Raw genomic sequence first — 19,722 nt, 5'->3', positions numbered from 1 at the left:
CTAAGGCAATAGCTTCCAACAGTGCTGGCTCCGCCGTCACTTCCCCATGGTTCAACTGCCCGGACGTATCATGCGCAGCCGCCTGTTACATATTGCATCCTGCCTGCTGCTCACCGCCGCCACCTGCGCGGCGCAGGCCGCCGACCTTACCCTGCAACGCCAATACTATGACGAGGCCAAGCGCGCGCTGGCCAAAGGCGACAAAGGCCCGTACCTGCGCTATGCCCAGGCCCTCAGCGACTACCCGCTGACGCCCTACCTGGCCTACGACGAACTCACCGCCCGCCTGAAAACCGCCAGCAACCAGGAAATCGAAGGCTTCCTCGCCAAGCATGGCGACCTGCCCCAGGCCAACTGGATGAAACTGCGCTGGTTGCGCTGGCTGGCCGAACGCGGCGAATGGAACACCTTCGCCAAGTACTACGACCCCAAGCTCAACTTCACCGAACTGGACTGCCTCAACGGCCAGTACCAGCTCAGCCACGGCCTGCGCGCCGAAGGTTTTGCCACGGCCGACAAACTGTGGAACGTCGGCAAGTCGCAGCCGGCCACCTGCGACACGCTGTTCGGCATGTGGGCGGCCGAGGGCCAGCTGACCGAGGCCAAGCGCTGGCAACGCACCAAGCTGGCGGCCCAGGCGCGCAACTACGGCCTGGCCAACAACCTGGTCAAGACCCTGACCACCCTCGCCCCGCAGGGGCGCCTGCTGGTCGATGTGGCGCAGAAACCCGAGCTGCTCAACCAGCCGTCGCGCTTCACCCCAGTCAACGAAGCCATGTCCGACGTGGTCAGCCTCGGCCTGCGCCGCCTGGCCCGGCAGGACCCGGAGCGGGCCATGGCACTGCTCGACGACTACGCCCAGCGCATGCACTTTTCCCGTGACGAGAAGGTGGCCATCGCCCGTGAGATCGGCCTGACCCTGGCGCGCCGCTACGACCCGCGCGCACTCGACCTGATGACCCGCTACGACCCCGAACTGCGTGACAACACCGTCAGCGAATGGCGCCTGCGCCTGCTGCTGCGCCTGGGCCGTTGGGAAGACGCCTACGAACTGACCCGCCGCCTGCCCCAGGACCTGGCCAGCAGCAGCCGCTGGAAGTACTGGCAGGCGCGCAGTTTGGAGCTGGCGCAGCCGAACAACCCACAGATCCCACTGCTGTACAAGACCGTGGCGCGTGAGCGTGACTTCTACGGCTTCCTCGCCGCCGACCGGGCACAGACTCCTTACCAGCTGAACAACAAGCCGCTGGTGCTCAGCCCGCAGCTGGTCAACAAGGTACGCAACACTCCGGGTATCCGCCGTGCCCTGGAGTTCCACGCCCGCGGCCAGATCGTCGAAGGCCGCCGCGAGTGGTACCACGTCAGCCGCCACTTCACCCGCGACGAAATGGTCGCCCAGGCGCGCCTGGGCTACGACCTGCGCTGGTACTTCCCGGCCATTCGCACCATCAGTCAGGCGCGTTACTGGGACGACCTGGACATTCGCTTCCCGATGGCCCACCGCGACACCCTGGTGCGCGAGGCCAAGGTCCGCGGCCTGCATTCAAGCTGGGTATTCGCCATTACCCGCCAGGAAAGCGCGTTCATGGAGGATGCCCGTTCCCCGGTGGGTGCCAGCGGCCTGATGCAGTTGATGCCGGCCACGGCCAAGGAAACCGCGCGCAAGTTCAGCATCCCGCTGGCATCACCGGCGCAGGTGCTCAACCCGGACAAGAACATCCAGCTGGGTGCCGCCTACCTGAGCCAGGTGCACAGCCAGTTCAACGGCAACCGGGTACTCGCTTCGGCAGCCTACAACGCCGGGCCCGGGCGCGTGCGGCAGTGGCTCAAAGGCGCCAAGCACCTGAGCTTCGATGTGTGGGTGGAGTCGATCCCGTTCGACGAAACGCGCCAGTATGTGCAGAACGTGCTGTCGTATTCGGTGATCTATGGGCAGAAGCTGAACTCGCCGCAGCCGCTGGTGGATTGGCATGAGCGGTACTTCGATGACATGTGATTGCTACTGAGCCTGTGCCGGCCCTTTCGCGGGCTTGCCCGCTCCCACAGGTTCTTCACAAGCCTTGAAAGCTGTGGTGATCCTGTGGGAGCGGGCAAGCCCGCGAAGAGGCCGGAACAGGCAACACAGCTACTCCAGGACTTCGACCTTCATCCCTGCCTCCAACCACCCACTGCCGTCCACCGCCAGGTTCTGCCCGAACAGCACATCCCCCTCCTTCTCACGGAAGGTCCTGAGCGTGGCCATCGGCTCGCGGTCCTCGCTGCGCTCGCCGGTAGCCGGGTCGATGGTGGTAAAGATGCAGCGCACACTGGGCTTGAGCACGCGAAACTCCAGGCTGCCGATACGAATCCGCTTCCAGCCATCTTCGGCAAACGGTTCAGCCCCCTGCACCACCAGGTTGGGCCGAAAGCGCAGCATCTCCATGGGCCGTCCGATACGCCGGTCGAGTTCGTCCAGCGAACCCTGGCCGATCAGCAATAACGGGAAACCGTCCGGGAACGCCGCCCGGTCACTGTTGAAGCCATAACCATTGGGCAGGTAACGCGCGCGCTGCTCCGGGCAATGCACCAGGCGCACGGCCTTGCCCAGCAGCTGGCTCAGCCAGGCCGCCGCCGCATCGCCCGCATCCGGCACGCGCAGGGTATCGCGCCAGATGGTCACGCCGCGCAGGGCGTCATCGGCAGGCGGCACAGGCACCCGCAACGGTGCCTGCCCAGGTGCTTCCAGCAGCAATTGGCCGCTGTCATCATCACTAGCCTTGATCTGGCCTAGCTGAGGCCAGGCGCGCTGGGTAAGGAAGCGTCCGTTTTCTTCCTCCACCACCATCCAGCGCCGGTCACCCTGCAACCCCAGCAATCCCACCGGTGAAGCCTGCAGGCGTTGCGCCTGCCCCGACTTCACCGGGTACCGATACAGCTCACTGAGAAACATCCCTGCCGCCTCGCGTCATGCCAAAACGCCAAGCTTATACCCGGCAGGGGCCGGGATCACGCGGTAGCGGCATCCAGCAACAGGCGTTGCTTGACCACGTCGACCAGGCGATCGGGCTGGAACTTGGACAGGAAGTTGTCGCAGCCCACCTTCTTCACCATGGATTCGTTGAAACTACCCGACAGCGAGGTGTGCAACACCACGTACAGCTGGCGCAAACGGGCATCACCACGGATCTCGGTGGTCAACCGGTAGCCGTCCATTTCCGGCATCTCGGCGTCGGTGAACACCATCAGCAGCTTCTCGCACACGTCCTCACCAGCGTCAGCCCAGCCCTTGAGCATGCGCAGCGCCTTCAGGCCATCACTGGCCACGTGCAGCTTCACGCCCAGCTGGGACAAGGTGTCGCGCAATTGCGCCAGGGCCACGCTGGAGTCGTCCACCAGCAGCACTTCGCGGCCACGGGCCCGGGCCAGCACCGGGTCGGCGAGCTTGTCGCCGGAAACCCGGGCGTTGTACGGCACGATCTCGGCCAGCACCTTCTCCACGTCGATCACTTCCACCAGCTTGTCATCGACCTTGGTGATGGCGGTCAGGTAATGCTGGCGGCCGGCACTGGATGGCGGCGGCATGATCGCTTCCCAGTTCATGTTGACGATGCGGTCGACACCGCCTACCAGGAAGGCCTGTACCGAGCGGTTGTATTCGGTGACGATGATGGTGCTGTCCGGCCCCGGTTGCAGCGGGCGCATGCCGATCGCCTGGGACAGGTCGATCACCGGCAGGGTCTGGCCGCGCAGGTTGACCACACCGCAGACGAAAGCGTGGCGCTGGGGCATCAGGGTCAGCTTGGGCAGTTGCAGCACTTCCTGCACCTTGAACACGTTGATCGCGAACAGCTGGCGGCCGGCCAGGCGAAACATCAGGATTTCCAGGCGGTTCTCACCCACCAGTTGCGTGCGTTGGTCTACCGTGTCGAGAATGCCAGCCATTGGAAAGCCCCCAGGCTTGAGTCGGAAAAAGTGAAATCATCCACCCTGTATCGGCGGCTTCACGCACACCTTGACCCTTGCGGGAAAATGCCGTGAAGGCAATTGATATCACTTTACCATCATGCTTTACTGCGGGAAGCGCGGGTGATTCAGCGGGACGGTAAAAGTTCCCCACCTGAGGCCCTTATCAGGGAAACCCTTAGCCACAATCGGGTGCAACCTGATGTTCGCGATATCCTTTAGCCATTAATGTGACGCCATTCTCATTGCATGAATGGAGTCAGGCTTTTGCTAGCTATCGTTTTGGCGTGCCCGTCCCCTGCGCCTGCCCCACGCGCGGGGGCATCATGATGGACAGCGCCTTGTCGTTCGATAACGCCCTGCAGGGGTTCCTGCTGGATGCCCAGGTACTGCTGACCCAGGCCCAGGAATGCCTGCAGCATCTGGAGCTGATCGACAACGACCCGGATGCCTGCCATTGCCTGGACAACGCCCTCGACAACCTTGCTCGACAGGCCACACACCTGGGCCTGCGCGAAGTCGCCCATTACACCACCGCCCTGCAGCAGTTGCTGGCACCGGCCTGCCAGGTCGGTCGCCTGCAGCGCGAAGCCCTGCCCGCGGTAGGGGCCTGCCTGACCCTGCTGGCCTGGCAGCTGGAGCTGGTCGACCCTTGCACCGGGCGGCTCAACCTGGACATCGGCGAGCAGTTGGTACTGCTGGGTGAACTGGCCAAGGCCGTGCAGCAAACGTTTGCACAACCCTGCACCTCCTGCGACGAGCAAGGCAGCGTGTGCATCCACCCGCATACCGAGACGGCAGGCAGCACGCACTCCGGCCGCTCATCTGCCACATATTGAACTGGCTTGAAATGCAGCCGGGCACGTTTATTCAGGCCCACCCAGGCCGAACTTGGAAAGTTCTCGAAGTTTTCCAGGTTGCCGGGGGCCAAGTTGAATCAACAGCGCGCAAGTTCAATGGCAAGTGCCTGTTGTGCGATCAAGCCAAGTGGCACTTTGCTACCCTCCAGCGCCCGCCCCGCAGGCGTTTCATAGCGTTACCCGATCGCGACCAATGCACTGCGAAGTGGTAATATGCGGCCCCACAAACGCTTGCGACCTGCAGCAAGGTCGCAAGATCACGCGTTCGAAAGAAAATATAAAGTACTGCTCCAAAGCCTCTGACATGGATTGTGCAAGGCCTCCATCAGCAATACTTCAGTGGCTTCCCTACCTATGTTTCCACGCTTGAAGACTTCTTTGCGGTGCTGCTCCCGCACTACCCTGCTGCGCTGGGCGACGGTCGGGCTGTGCGTGGCCTCGCTGGTCGCCACCCTGTCGCTGTACCTGACCGACCAGGCGATCCCGGCCAGCCTGCTGCTGCTGCAGCTGGCCGCCACGCTGGGCGCTGCCGTGCACCTGGCCCTGGGCGCCAGGTCGATCAACCTGCGCCCGGCGGAACTGGCCGAGCGCATGCTCAAGGTCCAGGAAGACGAGCGCCAGCACCTGAGCCGGGAATTGCACGATGACATCGGCCAGCTGCTCACCGCCGCCAAGCTGCAGCTGCAGTGGCTGCAGAAGCGCATGCCCGATGACCTGCAAGGCCACTGCGACGCCCTGCGCAGCACGCTGGATGACACCCTGGGCAACGTGCGCGATGTCTCCGCCCTTCTCAACCCGCGGCAGCTGGCCAGCCTGGGCCTGGAGGCCAGCCTGCGCGCACACTTGGTGCGCACCCTGGGCAACAGCGGCGTGCACTGGAGCCTGGCGTGCAACCAGCGCCTGGGCGGCATCGACGAGGCCGTGGCCATGGCGGTGTTCCGCATTACCCAGGAAGCCGTGACCAACATGCTGCGCCACGCCCAGGCACGCAACCTGGTCGTCCGCCTGCAGCGCACCCCCGAGGGGTTGGCGTTATCGATCCACGACGATGGCCGCGGCTTCGTGCCAGCCAGGCAACCGGCCGAAGCAGGCCAGCGGGGCTTGGCCGGCATGCAGGAGCGGGTAACCGCGTTGCAGGGCAGCCTGGACATCACCAGCCAGCTCGGCCTGGGCACGCGCATCGAGGCAATGTTCCCATGGCCACCGCGCACCCAGGAACGCGCCAGGAGTACTGCAACCCATGACCTGTAGACTGCTGCTGGTAGACGACCACTCGCTGATCCGCGCCGGGGTGCGCGCACTGGTCTGCGACATCCCCGGCTATGACGTGATCGGTGAAGCCGACGACGGCAGCCAGTTGCTCGAACAGGTGCGCACGCTGGCGCCGGACATCGTCTTGCTGGACATCTCCATGCGCTCGACCAGCGGCCTGGACGCCCTCACCCAACTGCGCGCCAGCGGCAACACCTGCAAGGTGCTGATCCTGTCGATGCACACCGACCCGGACCTGATCATGCGGGCCCTGGAAAGCGGCGCCCACGGCTACCTGCTCAAGGACACAAGCGCCACCGAACTGGAACAGGCCCTGGCCGCGGTGCGCAACGGCGAGCGCTACCTCAGCCCAGCCATCGCCCATACGGTCATCAACCAGGCGCTGCAGCACGCCAGGCAGGGCAAGCAACCCGCGGGCGAGCGGCATAACCTCACGGCGCGACAGCTGGAAATCCTGCGCCTGATCGTGCGTGGCAAGTCCACACGGGAAATCGCCACCGGCCTGGGCCTGTCGATCAAGACCGTGGAAACCCACCGCTCGCAAATCATGAAACGCCTGCAGATTCATGACGTGGCCGGCCTGGTGCTGTTCGCCGTGCGCGAGAAAATCATTAGCCTGGACGACTGAGCAACGGCGACCCCTCCGGCAGATGCAGGCGCAGTGCAGCGGGCCTGGCCTGGAAGCGCAACTTGTCGGCCTGCACCGGCTCGCCATCGAGGTTGATGTCCAGGCCCTGCGAGCACTTGATCTCGACCCAGGGCAACCTGGCCCTGACTAACAACCCGTTGCCAGCCAACAGCTCACGCAGCGCCCCGACCATCTCCTGTGGTGCCGGCAGGATGGCGATGTCGAGCAAGCCGTCGTCCACCAGGGCCTCGGGGCACAGCACTTGCCCACCCCCGGCCTGGCGGCCATTGCCGATCCCCAGCGCCAGCAGGTCACCCTGCCAGTCGAAACCCGGCCCTTGCAGCTCCACCGAGGCTGCCTGCAGTTCGCTGAAGCGCGACAAGCCGGTGAACAGGTAGGCGGCCGCGCCCAGCACTTTCTTCAGGTCTTCGGAGGTGTTGGCCGTGACCTGGCTGCCAAAACCGCCCGTGGCCATGTTGAGGAACAACTGGTCGCCGGCCTGGCCCAGGTCTATTGGCCGTGCGGGTATGTTCAGCAATGCCAGGGCGGTGGCAGGCTCCAGGGGTATGCCGGCGGCCTTGGCAAAATCATTGGCCGTGCCCAGCGGCAACAACGCCAGGGTGGCCTCGGTACCTGCCTGCCCCATGGCCTCGGCGACATCACGCAGCGTGCCATCGCCGCCTCCGGCGACGATATGGCCGTAGCCGGCGGCCAGCGCCTCGGTGACCAGGCGCTGCGCGTCGCCGGCCTCCCAGGTGACCCGCACATCCAGTACCCAGCCGCTGTCGCGCAGGCCATGCACGGCGCTGCGCACGTCTTCGTTCATGGCCTGCTTGCCGTGCAGGATCAGCATTGCCTTGCGCCCTTGCATGTGCGCGCCTCCGTGAAGTGATCAACCCAGATCTCGACCCTTTGCAGTCGCGGATCGTTGCATGCGCCCGAAAAAATAGCAGGCTGCTCCCCAATGCCTGTCAGTTAAGCAATTCGGGGCCGCTTTGCGGCCCATCGCCGGCAAGCCAGCTCCCACAGGTACTGCACAATGCTTGAGGTCTATGCGGTCGGGGTGGGAGCTGGCTTGCCGGCGATGGGCTGCAAAGCAGCCCCAGTAAAGCCTGTAGAAACCTTAACTGACTGGCATTAGGCCGCTCCCAGTATTTAATTGCGTAGGCCGGTCAATTCCCACACGCCTGGCAATGCACGACTATGCTCAGCAAATACACTTTATTGCCACGGACGCGCCCCCGGCAGTGGTTCTACCATTGCTGCCCACGGGCGCGTCTTGCTATCCGCAACCTTTAGCGAGGATTCCGGGTCATGCGCATTCTCTGGACACTGCCGTACCTGCCCTGGCCAACCACCAGCGGCAGCAAGACCCGGCAATACCACCTGATACGCGCACTGGCACAGCGGGGCCACCGGATTACCCTGCTGGTGCAATCGAAGATCCCGCTCGGCGATGCCGCCCGCGAAGCCCTGGAACCGCTGCTCGAGCGCCTGATCGTGCTGCCCCGTCGGCCCCTGCACAGCCCACTCAACCTGCTGGCCTCACCGATCATCGCCTACCCCATGCGGGCAATCATCAATGGCCTGGCCCCTTGCCTGCGGCACCGCTTCGAGCAATTGCTGGACGAGCCCTGGGACGTGATCCAGATCGAACACAGCTACAGTTTCCAGCCCTTCGAAAAGGCCCTGCAGGCACGCGGGCTGCCGTACATGCTCAGCGAGCACACCCTGGAGTCGGTGATGGGTGGCGCCAGCCACGATCGCCTGCCGCTATGGCTGCGCCCGCTCAACGCCTTCGATCGCTGGCGCTATCGACGCTGGGAACAGCGGGTATTGCGCCAACCCACCGAACTGGTGGCAGTCAGCGCCCACGATGCCGAATTGATCGCGCAGATCAGCGGGCGCCCGGTGAACGTGGTGGTCAATGGCGTGGACTGTGATTTCTACCAGCACGTGCAACCCGCGCTGCACAGCCAGCGCCTGCTGTTCGTTGGCAACTTCGAGTATGGCGCCAACCTGGAGGCCATCGAATGGGCGCTGGAAGACATCATGCCGCAGGTCTGGATGAGCAACCCGGCGGTGCGCCTGGCGATTGCCGGGCATGCCATGCCGGCCAGCTGGAAACTGCACTGGAACGACCCGCGCATCGAATGGTTCGGCTACCGCCCCGACCTGCGTGAACTGCAACGGCGTTCGGCATTGTTCTTCGCACCGCTGCGCTATGCCGGTGGCTCCAAGGTGAAAATCCTCGAAGCGATGGCCGCTGGCTTGCCGGTGATCACCACCGGCAAAGGTGTTTCAGGCCTGGCCGCGAACAATGGTGAGCACTACCTGGGCAGTGAGGATGGCGACCAGCTGGCCCTGCTGATCACCCAGTTGCTCAACCAGCCCTGGCGCATGAGCCAGTTGAGCGACGCCGGGCGCCAGTTCGCCCGCCAGCGCCACGACTGGAGCGTGGCCGCCCAGCAACTGGAGAACGTGCACATGCGCCTGGCACTGGCGGCACCGGCCGAGGCCACGCCGCTGGCCAGTGCCTGACGGGGCCGCTCAGCCAAGTAGTTCGCTGAAGGGGATGAACGGCACGCTGTCACCCTGCTTCGGCGTACTGCCTTCGCGCACCTCCACCAACCCTTCGGCCCAGGCCGCACTGCGCAACACGCCAGAGCTCTGGTTCTTGTAGATGCGCACCTGGCCCTGTTCGATGCGGGCGCGCAGGTACTCGCGGCGCGTGCCAGGCTTGGGCCAGTCAAAGCCGGCCGGCATGTCGAAGCGCAACGGCGTGACATCGGCCACGCCCTGACGCCGCAACAGGTAGGGCCGGGTCAGCAGGCCGAAGGTGACCAAGGTCGAGGCCGGGTTACCCGGCAGGCCGATTACCGGCACACCCTGGAAGTGGCCGAAGGTCAGCGGCTTGCCCGGTTTGATCGCCAGCTTCCACAAGGCCAGCTCGCCGGCTTCGCGCAGGGCGGCGCCGAGGTAGTCGGCCTCCCCCACCGAGACACCGCCGGTGGACAGGATCAGGTCGACATCGCCCAGCTCGGCCAGGCAGCTACGGGTGCGCGCCAGGTCATCCGGCAGGATGCCCGCATCGACCACGTCGCAGCCCAGCCTCTGCAGCCAGCTGACTAGCAGCCGGCGATTACTGTTGTAGATCTGCCCCGGCCCCAGCGGCAGGCCGGGTTCGACCAGTTCGTCACCGGTGGACAACACCGCCACCCGCACCTTGCGCACCACGTCCAGCCGGCCATGGCCCAGGGTCGCGGCCAGGCCCAGCTCGATCGGCCCCAGCCGGGTGCCGGCGCTCATCACCTGTTCGCCCTTGCGGGTTTCCTGGCCCTGGGGACGAATGTTCTGCCCGGTCTTCAACGCTTCGAGAAAGCGTACCCGGCCATCCTCCGCCACTTCGGTGTTTTCCTGCATCTCGACGCAGTCGGCACCTTCGGGCAGCGGTGCCCCGGTGAAGATGCGCGCGCAGGTGCCCGGTTGCAGCGGCTGCGGCGCATGGCCGGCGAAAATCCGCTGGCTGACCGGCAGTGGTTCGCCCTGCCAGTCGGCCATGCGCAGGGCGTAACCGTCCATGGCACTGTTCGGCCAAGGCGGCAGGTCGAGCGAGGCCACCAGGTCGGTGGCCAGCACACGGCCCTCGGCCTCGGCCAGCGGCAGGTTCTCGGTGTCGCGGATCGGTGCCGCTTCGGCCAAAGCCAGCAGCTGCTCCAGGGCCTGTTCTACCGGCATCAGCGGCCGGGCCTGGCGGACCTCAGCCACGGCTGTCGCAGGCCGCTGCCTGCTTCAGGTGCGGCACGAAGTTGCACGGGCGATGGCGGGCATCCAGCTGCTCGGCGAGGATACCGTCCCAACCGGTGCGCACCGCGTTGGTCGAACCCGGCAGGCAGCACACCAGGGTACCGTTGGCCAGCCCGGCCAGGGCGCGCGACTGGACGGTGGAGGTGCCGATGTCGGCCACGGAAATCTGCCGGAACAGCTCACCAAAGCCTTCTACCTGCTTGTCCAGCAGGCAGGCCACGGCCTCGGGCGTGCTGTCGCGGCCGGTGAAGCCGGTGCCGCCGGTGATCAGCACTACCTGCACGCTGTCATCGGCAATCCAGGTGGCGACCTGGGCGCGAATCTTGTACAAGTCATCTTTCAGCAGCACGCGCTCGGCCAGGCGATGGCCAGCCGCGCTCAGCCGGTCGACGAACAGCTGGCCGGAGGTATCGGTGTCGAAAGTACGGGTGTCGCTGACCGTGAGCACGGCGATGTTCAGCGGCACGAAGGGGGTATCTGCCTTGGCTTTCATGGGCGTCCGTCACAAGAAGATGGGATGGCCGCAGTTATAACACAGCACGCGCCCATCACAGCGTGACGCCCGTGGCCCTTGCCCTCGATCAATGCCCCGGGTTTGCCGCTATGCTGCACTGTAGACGGAACTTGCGTGGACGCCCTGCGTCTTAATGTCATCTAGCACCATCGCACTGGAGAAACACGATGATTCAACGGACCCTACCCGCCTTCCTGCTCGCCTTGGGCCTGGGCGCCCTCGCTGGCTGCGCATCGCCAACCGTCATTACCCTGAACGACGGTCGCGAAATCCAGGCCACCGACACACCGAAGTTCGATGAAGACTCCGGTTTCTACGAATTCGAGCAGCTGGACGGCAAGCGCACACGCCTGAACAAGGACCAGATCCGCACCGTCAAAGAGCTCTGATCGCAGCCTGTTTTTTGCAAAGGCCCTTTTAACAACAAGGGCTTGCGTGCAAAAAAAGTATGCAGTAGGATTTCCTTCATCGGAGTGTAGCGCAGCCAGGTAGCGCGTCTCGTTCGGGACGAGAAGGCCGCAGGTTCGAATCCTGTCTCTCCGACCAAATCCTCGTCAAAAAGCCCGCCTAGTGCGGGCTTTTTGTTGTGCCTTGAAAAGTGCCCTGCCCCAGCGCGCGCCCCCCTTGTGGGAGCGGCCTTGTGTCGCGAAAGGGCTGCAAGGCAGCCCCCAGCAACTTGTGCAGCCTGGCTGAAATCCTGGGGCCGCGTTGCGACCCTTTCGCGACACAAGGCCGCTCCCACATGTGTCAGTGCGACACCTCAGCCTCCACCGGCACATACAGCAACTGCAGGCGCTCACTGCTCCAGGCCCGGGTCTGGTTGGTCAGCGCCAGGTTGTTGTTCAGCTTCTGTCCATAGCTTGGCACGATTTCCTTGAGCCTGGCCTGCCAGGCTGGCGACTGGATACGGTCCTTGAAGGTCTTTTCCAGCACGGTCAGCATGATCGGCGCCGCGGTCGAGGCACCCGGCGATGCCCCCAGCAATGCAGCGATGCTGCCGTCCTGGGCCGCCACCACTTCAGTACCGAACTGCAGCACACCGCCCAGTACCGGGTCCTTCTTGATCACCTGCACCCGCTGGCCGGCCTGCAGCAGCTTCCAGTCTTCGTTCTTGGCGTTGGGGAAGTACTCGCGCAGCGCGTTCATGCGGTCATCGAAACTGAGCATCAACTGCCCCATCAGGTAGGTGCTGAGGTCGATGTTGTCGATACCGGCTTTGACCATCGGCAGCACGTTGTGGCTGTTCAGCGAGGCGAACATGTCCAGCAGCGAGCCGTGCTTGAGGTACTTGGTGGAGAAGGTGGCGAACGGGCCGAACAGCAGCACCTGCTTGCCATCGATCATCCGCGTGTCCAGGTGCGGTACCGACATCGGCGGCGCGCCGACCGAGGCCTTGCCGTACAGCTTGGCCTGGTGGCGGGCGACCAGGTCGGGGTTGTCGGTCATCAGGAACTGGCCACCGACCGGGAAGCCGGCATAGCCTTCGGCTTCAGGGATGCCCGACTTCTGCAGCAGCTTCAGCGCGCCACCACCAGCACCGATGAACACGAAGCGGGCGTTGACGGCCTTTTCCTCGCCGCCGTTGGCAAGGTCAGCCACCCGCACATGCCAGGTGCCGTCGTCGTTGCGCACGATGTCGCGCACTTCATGACGCAGGTTCAACGACACATTGGGGTTGCGGGTCATCGCCGCGAACAACTGGCGGGTGATTTCGCCAAAGTTCACGTCGGTGCCGATGGCCATGCGCGTGGCGGCGATTTTCTGCTCCGGGTCACGGCCTTCCATCACCAGCGGTGCCCACTTGCGGATCTGCTCGTGGTCTTCGGAGATTTCCATGCCGCGGAACAGCGAGCTGTGCTGCAGGGCGTCGACGCGCTTGTGCAGGAAGGCGACGTTGTCGTCACCCCAGACAAAGCTCATGTGCGGCACGTTGTTGATGAACGACTTCGGGTTGCTGAGCACGCCCTGCTCGACCTGGTAGGCCCAGAACTGCTTGGACACCTCGAACTGCTCGTTGACCCCAACGGCCTTGCTGATGTCGATGCTGCCGTCCTTGCCGACGCTGGTGTAGTTCAGCTCGCAGAACGCGGAGTGACCGGTACCGGCGTTGTTCCAGGCGTTGGAGCTTTCTTCGGCCACCTGGTCCAGGCGTTCGTAGACGTCGACCTTCCAGGAAGGCTCCAGCTCGGTGAGGTAGGTGCCCAGGCTGGCACTCATGATGCCACCGCCAATCAGCAGCACATCGACGGTCTTTTCCGGCTCCGCGGGTTTGGAGCAGCCGATGACGCCCAGGCAGAGGAACGTCAGCAGGAATTTCTTCATTGATGTTATCCAGTTGTTGTGTACACGCGCGCCGCCTTGAGCAGGGAACGTGCCAACTGGGTCTGGAGCAGTGAATACAGGGGGCGGGCGATGGGGTAGATGGCGACAATCCGCCAATGGGGAACAGCTTGCCCTTGTCAGATGGCGGGTTTCCCCCTAGGGGTCGCTACGCGCCCCATCGCCGGCAAGCCAGCTCCCACAAAGAGCAGGCCTGCACCGCCCCCTGTGGGAGCTGGCTTGCCGGCGATGGGCCGCGCAGCGGCCCCCTTGAAAGATCAGGCGCTCAGGCGGGAGGTGACTTCACCCAGCTGCCCCGACAACCCATGCAGGCGCTGCCCCGCCTGTTCGGTATGCTGCACCGCCTGCTGGTTGGCCGTGGCGATGCGGGTGATTTCGATCAGGTTGCACGAGATGTCCTCGGCCACGCTGGTCTGCTCTTCGGCCGCCGTGGCGATCTGCCGGTTCATGTCGCGGATCGCTTCCACTGCCAGGGTGATGCGCTGCAGCATCTGCCCGGCCTGCTGCACCTGCTCGGCACCCTCCCCGCTGCGCTGCTGGCCGCTTTCGATGGCCTTGACCGCCTCCACCGCCCCAGACTGCACCGCTTCGATGATCTGGTGGATCTCGGCAATCGACGCCGCCGTGCGCTGGGCCAGGCTGCGCACTTCATCGGCGACGACCGCAAAACCTCGCCCGGCCTCGCCGGCACGGGCCGCTTCGATGGCCGCGTTGAGCGCCAGCAGGTTGGTCTGCTCGGCAATGCCACGGATCACTTCGAGCACTTTGCCAATGCGCGTGCTGTCATGCTCCAGATCGCGAATCACCGCCGCCGTGTCGGCAATTTCGCGGTTGACCGCGCCGATGATGTCGATGGTCTGCTGCATCACCTGCTCGCCCGCCTGGGCACTGTGGTCGGCGTCGTCCGCCGCGCGGGCGGCCTCGGCGGCATGGCGCGCGACTTCCTGGGCGGTGGCGGACATCTCGTGCATGGCCGTGGCCACCTGGTCGGTGCGCTGGAACTGGTCGTTGGTACCACGGGCCATGTCGCCGGCGATGCTGCGCAGCTGGCCGCTGGCGCCTTCCAGCTCCTGGGCGTTGTCCTGCAGCCGGCCGACCGTGTCGGCGAGGAAATCGCGCAGGGTGTTGGCGGCCCGCGCCAGGCGACCCAGTTCGTCCTCGCGGCGGCTGTCTACCCGGGCGGCAAAGCGGCCCTGGCTAAGCTGCGCGACATAGTCGATCAACTGGCGGATCGGCTCGATCAGGCTGCGGTTGACCAGCCACAGACTGAGCAGCCCCACCAGCACGGCCGAGGCCAGCATCACCAGCAGGCCCAGCCATACCGTGCGCTCGGCGCCGGCACTCAGGCTGGCGGCGTGCTGACGGGCTTCGGCACGCAGTTGCTCGACCAGTTCGCTCATCTGCTCGCTGACAGCGCGGTCCACGCCCTTGACCGCCTGGTCGCCGGCCACCGGGTCGCCGCCCGCCGCCAGGAATGCCTGGCGCCCCTGCGCATAGGCCTGGCCCAGCTGCCGGTGGCTGTCACGCAGTTGCTGCAGCGGCGCCTTGAGCCTCGCGTCGCTGCTGTCGATCAATTGCCCGAGCAGTTGCTGCACCTGCTGCTCGCGAGCCTGGAACTGCTGCCAGTACTTGTCCATGTCAGCCGGCTGGCGCCCGCGCAACAGCACATTCTTCCATTCCTGCACCTGGATCTTGAACTGCAGGTTGGCTTCGTCGATCAACTGCGAGGCCCGCAGCGGCCCGTCGACCAGCTCGGCGTAGCCGCGCACGCTGGACGAGAGGAACTGGAAGCACACCAGGGCGATCAGCAACATCGCCACCAGACTGCCGCCGAGCAGGGAGAGAATTTGCACTCTGAGGGATTTACGCAACATCTTGGATCTCGGAAAGCAGGAGGAAGACCGGGGGCCGCGCAAGTTGGCAATGGGGTGCAACGCAGCCCGGTTACTGGCAGGCCAAAAAAAGGCTGCCATCAAGCAATGGCAGCCAGGTCGAGCACTTACGCAACAGTTGAGCTAGATACTCTCAGGCAAATACTACAGAAATGTTACAACGCCACTACAAGCTACCCCGTGGTGAACTGCAAGGCCGCCAGCCGGGCATACAGCGGGCTCTCTTCGATCAGCTGGCGATGCGTCCCCACCGCCACCAGCCTGCCCTTGTCGATGACCGCGATACGGTCGGCATGCTGGACAGTAGCCAGGCGATGGGCGATCACCAGGGTGGTGCGCCCGGCCATCAGGCTGGGCAGCGCCTGCTGGATCAGGTGTTCGCTTTGCGCGTCGAGTGCGCTGGTGGCTTCGTCCAGCAACAGGATCGGCGCATCGACCAGCAGCGCACGGGCGATGGCCAGGCGCTGCCGCTGCCCGCCGGACAGGCCGATGCCGCCCTCGCCCAGCGGTGTCTGGTAGCCCTGCGGCAATTGCCGGATGAATGCGTCGGCATGGGCACCCCGGGCGGCTGCCTCGACCTCGGCCAGGGTCGCCTCGGGCCGGCCATAGCGGATGTTGGCCTCGACCGTGCCGCGAAACAGCGAGGGGTTCTGTGCCACCAGGGCGAACTGCTGGCGCAGGTGATCGGGGTCGAGTTCGGTGATCGCCCGGCCATCGAGCAGGATGCGCCCCTGCTGGGGGTCGTAGAAGCGCAGCAACAAATCGAACAAGGTCGACTTGCCCGCCCCCGACGGGCCCACCAGCGCCACGGTCTGCCCCGGCTCGATGGTCAGGCTCAGGCCATCGACAGCCGCCACCGAGGGCCGTGATGGGTAGGCGAACACCAACTGCTGCAGTTCGATATGCCCACTGACCCGCTGCTGTGGCAGCACCTGCGCCATGGCGGGCGGCAGGATCGCACTGCGCGCCGCCAACAGTTCGGCAATGCGCTCGGCGGCGCCCGCCGCCCGCTGCAACTCGCCGATCACCTCGCTGAGGGTGCCGAAGGCGCTGCCTACGATCAGGCTGTAGAACACGAAGGCGGCCAGTTCGCCCGCGGAAATACGCCCGGCGATCACGTCCATGCCGCCAACCCACAACATCACCCCCACTGCTCCCAGAACCAGCACGATCACCAGGGTGATAAGCCAGGCGCGCTGGGCAATCCGCTGCCGGGCCACGGCAAACGCCGCTTCGACTGTGCCGGCGAACAGCTCGCGGTCATGTGCCTGGTGGTTGTAGGCCTGCACGGTCTTGATCTGCCCGAGGGTCTCGGCCACATAGCTGCCCACATCGGCCACCCGGTCCTGGCTCTGCCGCGACAGGCTGCGTACCCGGCGGCCGAACAGCAGGATCGGCGCCAGCACCAGCGGCAGGGCCACCACCACGATACTGGTGAGCTTGGGGTTGGTGATGAACAGCAACACCACGCCACCGATGACCATCAGCGCGTTGCGCAGGAACATCGACAGCGAAGAGCCGATTACCGATTGCAGCAAGGTGGTGTCGGCGGTCAGCCGCGACTGGATCTCGGAGCTGCGGTTGTCTTCGAAAAACCCGGGATGCAGGCCGATCAGGTGGTCGAACACGGCCCGACGGATATCGGCCACGCAGCGCTCGCCGATCCACGACACCAGGTAGAAGCGGCTGAAGGTACCCACCGCCAGGGCCACCACCAGCAGCAGGAACAGGCCGATGGTCTGGTTGAGCTGATGCGCGGAGCGGGTCATGAAGCCCTGGTCCACCAGCAGGCGGATGCCCTGGCCCATGGACAGGGTGATGGCGGCGGTGACTACCAGGGCCAGCAAGGCCAGCAGCACCTGGCGACGGTACGGACGGACAAACTGCCAACCCAGGCGCAAGGCGCGGCGTTGACGCGGGGAAACCGATTCGGGCATGGCGCTGACCACATTGGCGGGGAAACCGCAGCCTACCACTCATCCACGCCTGTGGAACCCTTGCAGGGTTGCTATAGCCTATCGGTCTAACCAGGCTATGGAGCTTTACCGCCGTTTCTGTTCGACTGTGCCTGCCGTGACCCTGCAGGTACTGTCACAGGCCAGTCACGGCACAGGGTTAACCTGCGCTTGAACCTGATGAGGAGACAATACATGAGCTTGCAGCATGGCAGCGACAACCAGAAGCCCCGAACTACCCCTCAGCCGCAGGTGTGCGGTTCGATCATCGATGCCCAGGGGCGCGAAGTACCGATCACCGAGCAGATGATCCAGCAGGCCTGCAAGGCCCTGGAAGAAAGCCGGGTAGAGCGCGTACGCAAAGGTTGATCGGCGAATTCTTGCAACCCGGCGCTTGCGCCGGGTTTTTATTTGCCTTGGATAATCCTGACAGATCAGCTCAACCTTCTTCGCGGGCTTGCCCGCTCCCACAGGTCCCCCATTGACCTCAGGGCCTGTGTGGTCCCTGTAGGAGCGGGCAAGCCCGCGAAGAGGCCGGCACAGCTTTCAAAAGGCTGTCAGACCAACACCCCACCCAAGGCACTGACCAGCTGCGCCAACTGCGGCGACTCCCCGCGCAAGCGCACCGCCAGCCCCTCGATCTCGCGCCGTGGCGGGTACTGCTTGCGCAACTGGTCGAACGCTGCACGCTGCTGCTGCGGGTCGTCGCTGAGGCTGCGGCGGAAATCGGCATCGTCGCGGCGTGGGTCGTACACCGCGCGGCACAGGGTGGCCAAGGCCCAGGCCGGGTCGGTGCTGGCATCCAGCTCGATCTGCGCCAGCGGCGGCCGGGGCAGCAGGTCGGCCAGTTGCACCTGTTCATCCACACCGAGGAAGCGGCACAGCGCCTGGTAGATCTGCGCCGTACCACGCTGGCGGCCGTCGAGGCTGTAGCCGGCAATGTGCGGCGAAGCCAATGTGCACAGGTCGGCCAGTTGCAGGTCGACCTGCGGCTCCCCCTCCCACACATCCAGCACCGCATGCAGGTCTTCGCGGTCCAGCAGCAGTTCGCGCAGGGCGGCGTTGTCCACTACAGGGCCACGGCTGGCGTTGACCAGCCAGGCACCGGGGCGCAACTGCGCCAGCTGCGCCTGGCCCAGCAGGTGCCAGGTCGGGTGCTCGCCGCCACGCTGCAAGGGGGTGTGCAGGCTGATCACATCGCACTGTTGCAGGATGGTTTCGAGGCTGACGTAGTCACCGCCCTCGGCGGCCTGGCGCAGCGGGTCGCATACCAGTACCTTCCAGCCCAGGCCGTGCAGCACCCGCACCAGGCGGCCACCCACCTCACCCGCGCCTACCACGCCATACACGCGCTCGGGCAGTGCCACGCCATCCAGTTCTGCCAGGGTCAGCAGGCTGCCCAGCACGTAATCGACCACGCCGCGGGCATTGCAGCCCGGTGCGCTGCTCCAGTGAATGCCGGCCTCGGCAAAGTAGTTCAGGTCGAGGTGGTCGGTGCCGATGGTGCAGGTGCCGACAAAGCGCACGCGGCTGCCTTCGAGCAACTGGCGGTCGACCTTGGTCACCGAGCGCACCAGCAGGATGTCGGCGTCCTTTACGCTGGCGGCATCGAGGCTTCGGCCCGGGTAACGACGGATTTCGCCGAAACCCTGGAAGAAGGCATCGAGCAGCGGGATGTTCTCGTCGGCAACTATCAGCATGGCGCTCTCCTGTCTGGGGAACGCAGTGTAGGCGCAACGCCGGGCGTGTTCCAGAGCGGCTCAGTCGGCTTTCTTGCGGATCCAGTACAGGAAGGTACCGGCGTCTTCCTGCTGCTGCAGCAGTTCGTGGCCGAGGAAGTTGCAGAACTTGGGGATGTCGCGGCGGGTCGAGGGGTCGGTGGCGATGACCTTGAGCAGGCCGCCAGCGGCCAGGTTGCGCACGTGCTGGTGCAGCATCATCACCGGTTCCGGGCAGTTCAGGCCGGTGGCGTCGAGGATGGCGTCGGGGGTGAAATCGGTCATGGGGGACTCCGCAAATGATCGCTATTGTCGCGCATCGCGCGACGTGGTCCAAGCACCGCCTGTGAAGACGCGCCCTGCTCCTGCTCCTGCTCCTGATCTTGATCTTGCTCTTGCTCTTGCTCTTGCTCTTGCTCTTGCTCTTGCTCTTGATCTTGATCTTGATCTTGATCTTGATCTTGATCTTGATCTTGATCTTGATCTTGATCTTGATCTTGATCTTGATCTTGATCTTCGCGACTTCAGGAGGCCGAGCAGAGGTCTTGCGGAGGGAGGTGACGGGCATGGATGCCCGTCAAGCGCTGAGGCCCCATGGATGGGGCCTGCAGCGCGTACTCCCGGGAGCAAGACCGGCGCGAGGGAACCCCGTAGCGTAGCGGAGGGGCCGGATGATGGGAGCGCAGCGTTTTTTGGTTACTTTTTGTCGCGTTTGACAAAAAGTGACTCGCCGTAAGGGCGAAAAGGTGAGTAAGCGTCGCCATCGTAAATGGACTATGCGCGAGATCAAGACC

The 19,722-nt window shown here is 64.7% G+C and carries 17 protein-coding genes, 1 tRNA gene and 1 pseudogene; 8 read left to right on the top strand and 11 right to left on the bottom strand.

The window, feature by feature from the left end:
- Window positions 1-70: 70 nt before the first annotated feature.
- Window positions 71-1,996: a transglycosylase SLT domain-containing protein gene (locus CAG22_RS20665; protein WP_085706054.1), complete on the top strand. Its 1,926-nt coding sequence runs from the start codon at window positions 71-73 to the stop codon at window positions 1,994-1,996.
- A 129-nt stretch (window positions 1,997-2,125) separates the two neighbouring features.
- Here the strand turns inward: CAG22_RS20665 and CAG22_RS20655 are convergent, their stop codons facing one another.
- Both CAG22_RS20655 and CAG22_RS20650 read right to left on the bottom strand, forming a co-directional pair.
- On the bottom strand, window positions 2,126-2,929 hold the full coding sequence (locus CAG22_RS20655; RefSeq protein ID WP_085589425.1) for an MOSC domain-containing protein: 804 nt from the start codon (window positions 2,927-2,929) through the stop codon (window positions 2,126-2,128).
- A 56-nt stretch (window positions 2,930-2,985) separates the two neighbouring features.
- Window positions 2,986-3,921: a chemotaxis protein CheV gene (locus CAG22_RS20650; protein ID WP_015269524.1), complete on the bottom strand. Its 936-nt coding sequence runs from the start codon at window positions 3,919-3,921 to the stop codon at window positions 2,986-2,988.
- A gap of 350 nt (window positions 3,922-4,271) precedes the next feature.
- Between CAG22_RS20650 and CAG22_RS20645 the strand changes: the two genes are divergently transcribed.
- The 3 genes from CAG22_RS20645 (at window position 4,272) to CAG22_RS20635 (ending at window position 6,702) form a co-directional block, all read left to right on the top strand.
- The gene (locus CAG22_RS20645; RefSeq protein ID WP_025338319.1) at window positions 4,272-4,781 is read left to right on the top strand and encodes a hypothetical protein; all 510 of its coding nucleotides are present in this window, start codon (window positions 4,272-4,274) and stop codon (window positions 4,779-4,781) included.
- 375 nt (window positions 4,782-5,156) lie between these two features.
- Complete coding sequence (locus CAG22_RS20640) at window positions 5,157-6,053, top strand: sensor histidine kinase (protein WP_085589423.1); 897 nt, start codon at window positions 5,157-5,159, stop codon at window positions 6,051-6,053.
- Complete coding sequence (locus CAG22_RS20635; protein ID WP_025338317.1) at window positions 6,043-6,702, top strand: response regulator transcription factor; 660 nt, start codon at window positions 6,043-6,045, stop codon at window positions 6,700-6,702. The genes CAG22_RS20640 and CAG22_RS20635 overlap by 11 nt, the downstream gene beginning before the upstream one ends.
- Here CAG22_RS20635 and yegS read toward each other — a convergent pair.
- Window positions 6,686-7,573 (bottom strand): lipid kinase YegS, encoded by an 888-nt coding sequence (gene yegS, locus CAG22_RS20630; protein WP_085589419.1) that lies wholly within the window; start codon window positions 7,571-7,573, stop codon window positions 6,686-6,688. The genes CAG22_RS20635 and yegS overlap by 17 nt on opposite strands.
- Window positions 7,574-8,016: 443 nt before the next feature.
- Here yegS and CAG22_RS20625 point away from each other — a divergent pair, with 443 nt between their 5' ends.
- Entirely contained in the window at window positions 8,017-9,243 is a 1,227-nt protein-coding gene (locus CAG22_RS20625) for a glycosyltransferase family 4 protein (RefSeq protein WP_075044210.1), read from the top strand.
- A gap of 9 nt (window positions 9,244-9,252) precedes the next feature.
- On the opposite strand, the gene glp is transcribed toward CAG22_RS20625, so the two are convergent.
- Both glp and moaB read right to left on the bottom strand, forming a co-directional pair.
- Window positions 9,253-10,440 (bottom strand): gephyrin-like molybdotransferase Glp, encoded by a 1,188-nt coding sequence (gene glp, locus CAG22_RS20620; RefSeq protein ID WP_085693040.1) that lies wholly within the window; start codon window positions 10,438-10,440, stop codon window positions 9,253-9,255.
- 22 nt (window positions 10,441-10,462) lie between these two features.
- Window positions 10,463-11,002, bottom strand: coding sequence for a molybdenum cofactor biosynthesis protein B (gene moaB, locus CAG22_RS20615; RefSeq protein ID WP_025338313.1), 540 nt, complete (start codon window positions 11,000-11,002; stop codon window positions 10,463-10,465).
- Window positions 11,003-11,190: 188 nt separating this feature from the next.
- Here moaB and CAG22_RS20610 point away from each other — a divergent pair, with 188 nt between their 5' ends.
- Together CAG22_RS20610 and CAG22_RS20605 are read left to right on the top strand one after the other, a co-directional pair.
- Complete coding sequence (locus CAG22_RS20610; protein WP_025338312.1) at window positions 11,191-11,412, top strand: YgdI/YgdR family lipoprotein; 222 nt, start codon at window positions 11,191-11,193, stop codon at window positions 11,410-11,412.
- An 80-nt stretch (window positions 11,413-11,492) separates the two neighbouring features.
- A tRNA-Pro gene (locus tag CAG22_RS20605) sits at window positions 11,493-11,569 on the top strand.
- A 201-nt stretch (window positions 11,570-11,770) separates the two neighbouring features.
- On the opposite strand, the gene mqo is transcribed toward CAG22_RS20605, so the two are convergent.
- From mqo to CAG22_RS20590, 4 genes and pseudogenes are all read right to left on the bottom strand, one after another.
- Window positions 11,771-13,345, bottom strand: coding sequence for a malate dehydrogenase (quinone) (gene mqo, locus CAG22_RS20600; protein ID WP_085693037.1), 1,575 nt, complete (start codon window positions 13,343-13,345; stop codon window positions 11,771-11,773).
- Between the two features lie 275 nt (window positions 13,346-13,620).
- A complete protein-coding gene (locus CAG22_RS29030) occupies window positions 13,621-14,325 on the bottom strand; it encodes a methyl-accepting chemotaxis protein (protein WP_371916861.1) in 705 nt (234 codons plus the stop codon).
- 228 nt (window positions 14,326-14,553) lie between these two features.
- A pseudogene (locus CAG22_RS29025) lies at window positions 14,554-14,664 on the bottom strand (hypothetical protein); the annotation flags it as partial.
- A 764-nt stretch (window positions 14,665-15,428) separates the two neighbouring features.
- A complete protein-coding gene (locus tag CAG22_RS20590) occupies window positions 15,429-17,192 on the bottom strand; it encodes an ABC transporter transmembrane domain-containing protein (RefSeq protein WP_085706086.1) in 1,764 nt (587 codons plus the stop codon).
- Window positions 17,193-17,405: 213 nt separating this feature from the next.
- Between CAG22_RS20590 and CAG22_RS28550 the strand changes: the two genes are divergently transcribed.
- The gene (locus tag CAG22_RS28550) at window positions 17,406-17,579 is read left to right on the top strand and encodes a PA1571 family protein (RefSeq protein WP_170929323.1); all 174 of its coding nucleotides are present in this window, start codon (window positions 17,406-17,408) and stop codon (window positions 17,577-17,579) included.
- A gap of 188 nt (window positions 17,580-17,767) precedes the next feature.
- Here CAG22_RS28550 and pdxB read toward each other — a convergent pair whose 3' ends face one another.
- A complete protein-coding gene (pdxB, locus tag CAG22_RS20585; RefSeq protein ID WP_025338308.1) occupies window positions 17,768-18,910 on the bottom strand; it encodes a 4-phosphoerythronate dehydrogenase PdxB in 1,143 nt (380 codons plus the stop codon).
- A 60-nt stretch (window positions 18,911-18,970) separates the two neighbouring features.
- Window positions 18,971-19,213 (bottom strand): sulfurtransferase TusA, encoded by a 243-nt coding sequence (tusA, locus tag CAG22_RS20580; RefSeq protein WP_003248727.1) that lies wholly within the window; start codon window positions 19,211-19,213, stop codon window positions 18,971-18,973.
- Window positions 19,214-19,722: the final 509 nt, after the last annotated feature.

The sequence above is a fragment of the Pseudomonas sp. B8(2017) genome, from assembly GCF_002113575.1.
Lineage (GTDB): Bacteria > Pseudomonadota > Gammaproteobacteria > Pseudomonadales > Pseudomonadaceae > Aquipseudomonas > Aquipseudomonas putida_Z.
Note: the sequence above shows the minus strand (reverse complement) of the source record. Positions and strands in the feature narration are given on the sequence as shown.

Excerpts from the sequence above, each read along its gene's own strand:
- glp (WP_085693040.1), bottom strand. The coding sequence starts at position 10,440 with ATGCCGGTAGAACAGGCCCTGGAGCAGCTGCTGGCTTTGGCCGAAGCG.
- tusA (WP_003248727.1), bottom strand. The coding sequence starts at position 19,213 with ATGACCGATTTCACCCCCGACGCCATCCTCGACGCCACCGGCCTGAAC.
- pdxB (WP_025338308.1), bottom strand. The coding sequence starts at position 18,910 with ATGCTGATAGTTGCCGACGAGAACATCCCGCTGCTCGATGCCTTCTTC.
- CAG22_RS20645 (WP_025338319.1), top strand. The coding sequence starts at position 4,272 with ATGGACAGCGCCTTGTCGTTCGATAACGCCCTGCAGGGGTTCCTGCTG.
- CAG22_RS28550 (WP_170929323.1), top strand. The coding sequence starts at position 17,406 with ATGAGCTTGCAGCATGGCAGCGACAACCAGAAGCCCCGAACTACCCCT.
- CAG22_RS20650 (WP_015269524.1), bottom strand. The coding sequence starts at position 3,921 with ATGGCTGGCATTCTCGACACGGTAGACCAACGCACGCAACTGGTGGGT.
- moaB (WP_025338313.1), bottom strand. The coding sequence starts at position 11,002 with ATGAAAGCCAAGGCAGATACCCCCTTCGTGCCGCTGAACATCGCCGTG.
- mqo (WP_085693037.1), bottom strand. The coding sequence starts at position 13,345 with ATGAAGAAATTCCTGCTGACGTTCCTCTGCCTGGGCGTCATCGGCTGC.
- yegS (WP_085589419.1), bottom strand. The coding sequence starts at position 7,573 with ATGCAAGGGCGCAAGGCAATGCTGATCCTGCACGGCAAGCAGGCCATG.
- CAG22_RS29030 (WP_371916861.1), bottom strand. The coding sequence starts at position 14,325 with ATGTCCGCCACCGCCCAGGAAGTCGCGCGCCATGCCGCCGAGGCCGCC.
- CAG22_RS20665 (WP_085706054.1), top strand. The coding sequence starts at position 71 with ATGCGCAGCCGCCTGTTACATATTGCATCCTGCCTGCTGCTCACCGCC.
- CAG22_RS20625 (WP_075044210.1), top strand. The coding sequence starts at position 8,017 with ATGCGCATTCTCTGGACACTGCCGTACCTGCCCTGGCCAACCACCAGC.
- CAG22_RS20635 (WP_025338317.1), top strand. The coding sequence starts at position 6,043 with ATGACCTGTAGACTGCTGCTGGTAGACGACCACTCGCTGATCCGCGCC.
- CAG22_RS20655 (WP_085589425.1), bottom strand. The coding sequence starts at position 2,929 with ATGTTTCTCAGTGAGCTGTATCGGTACCCGGTGAAGTCGGGGCAGGCG.
- CAG22_RS20610 (WP_025338312.1), top strand. The coding sequence starts at position 11,191 with ATGATTCAACGGACCCTACCCGCCTTCCTGCTCGCCTTGGGCCTGGGC.
- CAG22_RS20590 (WP_085706086.1), bottom strand. The coding sequence starts at position 17,192 with ATGCCCGAATCGGTTTCCCCGCGTCAACGCCGCGCCTTGCGCCTGGGT.
- CAG22_RS20640 (WP_085589423.1), top strand. The coding sequence starts at position 5,157 with ATGTTTCCACGCTTGAAGACTTCTTTGCGGTGCTGCTCCCGCACTACC.